This window comes from Candidatus Aquicultor secundus, assembly GCF_002791875.1.
Classification (GTDB): domain Bacteria; phylum Actinomycetota; class Aquicultoria; order Aquicultorales; family Aquicultoraceae; genus Aquicultor_A; species Aquicultor_A secundus.
The window spans coordinates 1-7000 of the sequence record NZ_PFNG01000083.1 but is presented as its reverse complement, the minus strand read 5'-3'; the positions used below and the strand labels follow the sequence as shown (position 1 = coordinate 7000).

The 7000-nt window shown below is 53.1% G+C and carries 4 protein-coding genes; all 4 read right to left on the bottom strand.

Features of this window, described 5'->3' with window-relative positions; translation table 11 throughout:
- Nucleotides 1-320, bottom strand: a 320-nt coding sequence (gene mntA, locus COY37_RS03285) for a type VII toxin-antitoxin system MntA family adenylyltransferase antitoxin (protein ID WP_286976072.1), incomplete at its 3' end; no start/stop codon positions are given.
- 431 nt (nt 321-751) lie between these two features.
- A complete protein-coding gene (gene fdhF / locus COY37_RS03280) occupies nt 752-4927 on the bottom strand; it encodes a formate dehydrogenase subunit alpha (protein ID WP_286976075.1) in 4176 nt (1391 codons plus the stop codon).
- Nucleotides 4928-4965: 38 nt separating this feature from the next.
- Nucleotides 4966-5781: a dihydropteroate synthase gene (locus COY37_RS03275; RefSeq protein WP_286976068.1), complete on the bottom strand. Its 816-nt coding sequence runs from the start codon at nt 5779-5781 to the stop codon at nt 4966-4968.
- Nucleotides 5782-5932: 151 nt separating this feature from the next.
- Complete coding sequence (locus tag COY37_RS03270) at nt 5933-6748, bottom strand: ATP-binding protein (RefSeq protein WP_286976066.1); 816 nt, start codon at nt 6746-6748, stop codon at nt 5933-5935.
- Between the last annotated feature and the right edge of the window lie 252 nt (nt 6749-7000).

Below are 7000 nucleotides of genomic sequence, written 5' to 3'. Positions count from 1 at the left end.
TCTTTATCTATAAGGATTCGCTTATTTTGCAAAATTCTACCGGCAAGACTTGTTGGTGCCGTATTAAGAATTACCAGATCAAGCTCACTTGTGCCAAGAGCATCAGTTAGCTTATCAAAAAGACTTAGCTTATAATCAGCAAGATTTTGGGTATCCCTTAGATAAACAGCGATGTCCACATCAGAAAGAGGTGAAGCGTCACCTCTTGCAAGCCCTCCAAAGAGATATGCAAACAAAACATTTTCTTCTTTGGTTAGAACTTCTGCGACTTTAGAAATTCTCGACATAATGTTCTCGGGCAATTTCTCAAATTTAATCAATACATCCCTCTAATAACCGAAACTGTGCTACAACCAAATCGATATCAACCAAGAGCTTTGCACTTCTATCTACATAAGCTTTACGCAGCATATCACAGCACCAACGTCTATTATATTATAGCATAGCAATACTAATGTTAATTGAAACAGGCTGGACATCAATTTGCTCCATCACTATTCTATGTAAGCCCTTATTGCTTCGCATATAGTATTTACCTATTGTACATCTAGTGCCCTAACTGGCCAATAGGTTACTTATATAGGGATACAGCCGTAGCAGAAATCTAACCATCATGCACATGCTCTTAAAAGAGCGTTTTTAAGCATTTAACATCCGGTGTCATCAGTTTTTTCTACAAAAAAAGCGGTGGGATTTGTGTGATCCCACCGCTTTTATTTGCCGCGTGTGAGTTGAATTCTATATGGTTGTCCTAAGATTTAGCTATCTTAACCGCGCAGACCTTGTACTCGGGTATCTTCGCTACGGGGTCGATTGCCGTGTTGGTAAGCACGTTGGCGGCCGATTCCGCGTAGTGGAAGGGCATGAAGACCACGCCGGGGCGGATGCCCTCGGTGACCTTGACGGTTGTCGTGATCGTGCCTCTCCTGCTTGCAACCGCTACCCGATCCCCATCGGCAAGGCCGTACTGCTTGGCGTCGGCCGGGTTAAGTTCGATCCAGTTGTGCGGGGCGAGCGCTTCAAGGCCTGCCGACTTTCTGGTCATGGTGCCGGTGTGGTATTGCCAGAGGCTCCTACCCGTGGTCAGGATCAATGGGTACTCGGCATCGGTTTCTTCAGCCGGGGCTTTATATTCGACCGCACTGAAGAGCCCCTTGCCCCTGGTAAATGCACTGGTGTGAAGGATAGGTGTTCCCGGGTGATCTGTCGAAGGACATGGCCACTGCAGGCTGCCTTCCTCAAGGCGCTCGTATGTTATGCCAGTGTAGCTTGGGGTAAGCGTTCTGATCTCCTCAAATATCTCCTCGGCGGATGAATACTTCATCGGGTAGCGCAGCGCCAGGCCGATTTCGGCGATGATCTGCCAGTCCGGCTTCGCAATACCGGGAGCCTCGGCGGCTTTTCTTACCCTTTGCACCCTGCGCTCGGTGTTGGTGAAGGTGCCCTCTTTTTCCGCAAAGGCGGCGCTTGGGAGGACCACATCGGCAAGTTCGGCGGTCTCGGTGAGGAAGATATCCTGCACGACTAAAAAATCGAGTTTGCCGAGGGCTTCTCTTACGTGGTTGATATCCGGATCGGAGAGGACCGGGTTCTCACCCATGATATAGAGCGCTTTGATATCGCCGTGAGCTGCGCCTCCCATGATCTCGGTGACGGTCAATCCCGGCGTGCCGGAAAGGTTGACCCCCCAGGCCTTCTCGAATTTATCCCGGGCCGCGTTATCCGCCACGTTCCGGTAACCCGTGAAGACGTCGGGCAATCCGCCCATATCGCAGGCGCCCTGGACGTTGTTCTGTCCTCTTAATGGGTTAACGCCGGTGCCAATCTTTCCAAGATTGCCGGTCATCATGGCAAGATTGGCTATTGCGAGCACGTTGTTTGTGCCCGAGGTATGCTGGGTGATGCCCATGGTGTAGCAAATCGCCGCGTTTTCGGCGGTAGCGTAAAGCCCGGCCGCTTTTCTGATGTCATCGGCGGCCACGCCGGTGATTTTTTCCACCACATCGGGCGTATATTTGGAAAGAATCGCCTCAAGCTCTTCAAAGCCCTCGGTACGCGCGGCGATAAAGTCGCGATCCGCCAAGCCCTCGGACATGATGACGTTCATCAAGCCGTTTAAGAGAGCTATATTGGTACCCGGCTTAAGCTCAAGCCAGATGTCGGCGTAATCCACGAGGTTGATGCGCCTTGGGTCGGCAACGATGAGCTTGGCGCATCCTTCGCGAACCGCCTTCTTTATTTGATATCCGATGATCGGGTGCGCATCGGTTGTGTTCGAGCCGATGACGAGGATGGCCTTGGCTTCTGCCAGGTCCTCGATCGAGTTGGTCATCGCACCGCTTCCAAACGATTTGGCCAGACCGGCCACGGTGGAGCTGTGTCACAACCGGGCGCAGTGATCCACGTTGTTCGTGCCGACCACCGCTCGTAAGAGTTTCTGGAAGAGGTAGTTTTCCTCGTTGGTGCAGCGCGCACTGGTGAGCCCGGCTACCGAATCCGCTCCAAAGGCGCTTTTCGCTTCAAAGAGCTTTGCCGCAACGAGGTTAATGGCCTCGTCCCAGGTGGCGGGAACAAGCTGCCCGTCTTTTCTAATAAGCGGGGTTGTAAGGCGGTCCGGGTGGCTTATAAAATGATAGCCAAAGCGGCCCTTACCGCAGAGGTTGCCTTTGTTTACACCCTCGCCTATCGTCTGGGTCACGCGAAATACCTTGCCCGCATGATCGGTGTTTAGCTCAAGCGTGCAGCCCACACCGCAATAGGTGCAGGTGGTTGTGGTAACCTTTGGCGGCCAGAGGAATTCACGGGCGAATTTAGGCCTGTTCTCAACGAGCGCCGCCGTCGGGCAGGCCGAGATGCACTGGCCGCACGCCTCACACTTAGTTTCTGCGAGGGGGATATTGCCCGTCGGGACGATGTCGTTTTCGGCCTCGCGGTACTCAAACGCGCCGACTCCCACCACCTCATCGCAAATTTGAACGCATTTCCGGCACTGGATGCACTTATTCTGGTTGAGGAGCACGACCGGATGGCTCTTATCTATCGTAAAGTGGCGCATGGTCCCATAGTTTTCGTTTGGCTGTGTTCCGTGTTCGATTGCCAAGTCGCGCAGATCGCAGTCGTTTTGCTTAATGCAACCGCACTCGAGACAGCGCTGCACTTCTTTCAACGCATCTTCTTCGCTTAAGCCTAGCTCAACTTCGGCGAAGTTACCCAAACCCTGGCGTTTGGACAGCTCAAGCTCCGGCATGGGTATGCGGGCGACCGAAGGTACACCGATATCTTCTTTAGTAACCCCCATGCGAACCGCGCTGAACGGTTTCGCCAATCCTGAGTCTCTCTCTTCATCTGTTAAATATTGGTTGATGACATGAGCTGCTTCGGGACTGCCATCAGACCAAGCGTTCCAATTAGGGGGAGATAACAAATACTGATTGATGATATGAGCTGCTCTGCGACCGCCTGTGACCGCCTGAATAGCGACATCTGGGCTGCTCACTGCATCGCCAGCCGCGAACACGCCGGGAACCGTCGTCTGCATTGTCCTTTTGTTAATTCCTATCGTTTTGCCAATCAACGTGATTTCGGCGCCTTCCGCAGTGACCACCTGCCCAACCGCCGTTATTAAATTATCCACCGCGAGTACAAACTCGCTGCCGGGCTGCGGCTTGACGCTAGGACGCCCCGATACATCGGGATCGCCGGGCACCATTCGGATGCACTCTACACCCTTAACCCTATCAGACCCGATAACCCGAATAGGGCTAGTCAGGAATACAAATTCGATGCCCTCTTGCTCGGCCTCTTCGATCTCTACATCGTTAGCCGGCATCTGATCACGGGTTCGCCTGTATATAAGGTAGACTTTTTCAGCACCGAGGCGAAGCGCGGTACGCGCCGAGTCTATCGCCACATTCCCTCCACCTGTCACTGCGACCCTCTTACCCAGCTCTATCTTCCCCTGCAAACCTACACCCCGCAAAAAATTGATGCCTCTCATGACACCCATGACATCTTCATTTTCTACGTGTATTCTAACGCCGGCTTGTGCACCCAGACCCAGGAAAACTGCGTCGTACCTGCTTTGCAACTCATCTAATGTGAGGTCCCTACCCAGACGCTGGTCGGTGCGAATCTCCACGCCAAGCTCAAGAAGCTCGTTAATCTCATCATCAAGCACGTCTTTTGGTAAACGATATGAAGGAATACCGTAGCGGAGCATGCCGCCTGCTTGCGGCATCGCCTCAAAAACAACCGTCTTATGCCCCTCAATAGCAAGGTAATAAGCTGCCGCAAGACCTGCGGCGCCGCTGCCTACAATGGCGACCTTTTTACCCGTCGGCGCTTTTACCTCGGGCCTGAAGCGCATATCCGAAAACCTATCCTTATCGGCAACGAAGCGCTTAAGCCAGCATATGCTTACACTGCCACCCGCCAGGTTACGCCGGCAGACGCTCTCGCAGGGGCGCGTACAAATGCGCCCGATAATACCGGGGAAGGGGTTCGTCTGTTTGATTAGCGCAACTGCATCTCGGTAGCGCTTCTGAGCAATAAGCCCGATATAGCCTTGTGCATCGGTCCCAGCGGGGCAAGCTAGACGGCAGGGAGCAATGCAATCCGCCCAGTGATCGGCAAACATCTCATCGAGGCGCTTCCTGCGCAAATTAACTAAAGCATCGGTATGAGTTTTAATAACCATACCGTCAACAATTTTAGTCTCGCAGGCCTTGACCGTTCCACTTACTCCGGCCACTTCAACCGCGCACATGCCGCACTTTGCGTTCGGCTTGAGGCGCGGGTCGTTACATAGGCGGGGAACGTTGATCCCGTTTGCAAGGGCGGCTTCAAGGATGGTTTTTTTAGGATGGATCAATAACGCTTGCCCATCAATCTCTATATTTAATTCAGTCTGAGTTACCGCTTCTGGCATATATCCTCCTGTCAGCGAAATAAAACCAGCCCTATTTATTATGCTCCAGCTTTGGCGCCAAGGACGTCATCCAGGTACGAAGCGGCGTAGAGCATCTCGTTTTTCAGAATCTCAACCGTCTTTACGGCGGCCATTAGTTCTTTGTCAAGCGAATCAGCGATTGCGGCGGCGAGGCCGGCGGCGGCGAGCATCGTCATGAACGTGTAGCCAAAGCGGGCGTGAAGCTCTTTCGGTGTGCCGTTATAGATATTGCTAAGACCAACTACCGACTTCATCGGCGGATCGTTAAGCATCTGGAACTGGTATATGGTATTGATGACTTCAAGCGCATCCTGCTGTGCGACGCCGATCGGCAATACGAGCGGGTCGAGATAGATTCTCGTGAGATCGACGCCATGTTCCATGGCTTTGGCCATAATCATAGCGGCGTTCTCAAGGCGCTCGTTGCAGTCACGCGGGATACCGGCCGATGTCATGGCGAGCGCGATGATATCGGCATCGTATTTGGCGGCCATCGGCATGTAAACATCGAGTTTGTCGATATCGGCGTTGGTTGAGTTGATCATTGGTTTGTGTTTGGAAACAACCTGCAGACCTGCGCCCATGGCCTCGACATTTTTGGTGTCGAGGCAAAGCTGGATAGAATCATCCACCGCTTCCTCAACGGTTTTGACGAGCCACTGCATCATACCCGGGCCGTCTTTTGTTGCCGGGCCAAGGTTAAGATCGAGGCATTTTGCGCCGCCCTCGACCTCAACGATTGCCAGGTCCTGAATCGGCTTGGCATTGCGCTCACGCATGGCCGGGCCGATCGTCTTCGACATAATGTTGATCTTCTCGGCAATAATAAGCATACTTGTTTCTCCCTTCGTAGTGAGCCTTCTTTAAATGTAGCAATAGCGATTGGCCAATGCGCTTACAGACCGCCCGCTTTCACTATTTGCTGGTTTACCGTACGCCTTCAAACGGCAACTTACCGAACTTCTAAGCCGCCGTTATAGAATTCTAACTGCTTGCTGTGGCGGTCTCGGCCGCCCCGCCCGCCTCGCCGATTTCGGCCTGCAGGCGATCTTTAATTACCTTGATATCGGAGACGTAATCCGGGTCGCTATCGAAGGGGGATTTCCCTTCGAGGTCGGCCTTGCGGATCGACTCGCGTTCAAGAACCGTACCGATAACCGGCAAATCCGGCAGATACGTGCGAAGGATCTCTTCCTCCTCGCGATCACGCACCTTGTTCAAAACAAGAAGGATGCGCGGGATATGTAAGTCCTTGGCAAGTTTCTCAATTTGCCGCGCCGTCTGGACGCTTCGCTGCCCCGGTTCGATAACTACCAGCATTGCGTCAACGGACTCGCTGGTGCCGCGGCCCAGGTGCTCGATACCGGCCTCCATATCCATGATGACCGCCTCGTTACGCCGGACGATGACGTGTTTGAGAAGCGCTTTAAGCATGGTCGACTCCGGGCAGATACACCCCGAGCCGCCCTTCTCAACAGTGCCAAGTACCAGCAGTTTTACCCCGTTGGCCTTGACGCTTAAGCCGTCCGGAATATCATCGACCTTGGGGTTAAGCTTGAAAAAGCCGCCCATCGTGCCGGGCGTTCCCCCGGTGCGCTCGGCGATAAGATCCGTCATCTTGGCGATCGGTATGATATTGGCCGCCTCACCGGGGTCGATCCCAAGCGCTGCGGCTAAATTGGCGTCCGGGTCGGCGTCGATGGCGATAACGTTGTAGCCGTCCGCCGCCAGGAGCCGTGCCAGGCCGGCGGCGATAGTTGTTTTGCCGACACCGCCTTTACCGGTTATAGCTATTTTCAATTAAAATCATCCCTTACTCAAACGTTTCGGGCTCCACATTACCGGGCCAACTCCGCCCGTGAACAGCCTTAAGCTTGAGTGTAGTGTAGCGTGACTTCAAAGTCTACGGCATCCTTGTGCCTGTTAATTAGCTGTCAGCCTTCAGCCTTCAGCTGTCAGCTGTCAGCTAAAACCTTCATCAAGTGTTTGCTTTATCTAAGCTTAGACACTTTCACTTCTAATAATGCTTACTGCTCTCTAGATTCTTCACTT

Excerpts from the sequence above, each read along its gene's own strand:
- COY37_RS03275 (WP_286976068.1), bottom strand. The coding sequence starts at position 5,781 with ATGCTTATTATTGCCGAGAAGATCAACATTATGTCGAAGACGATCGGC.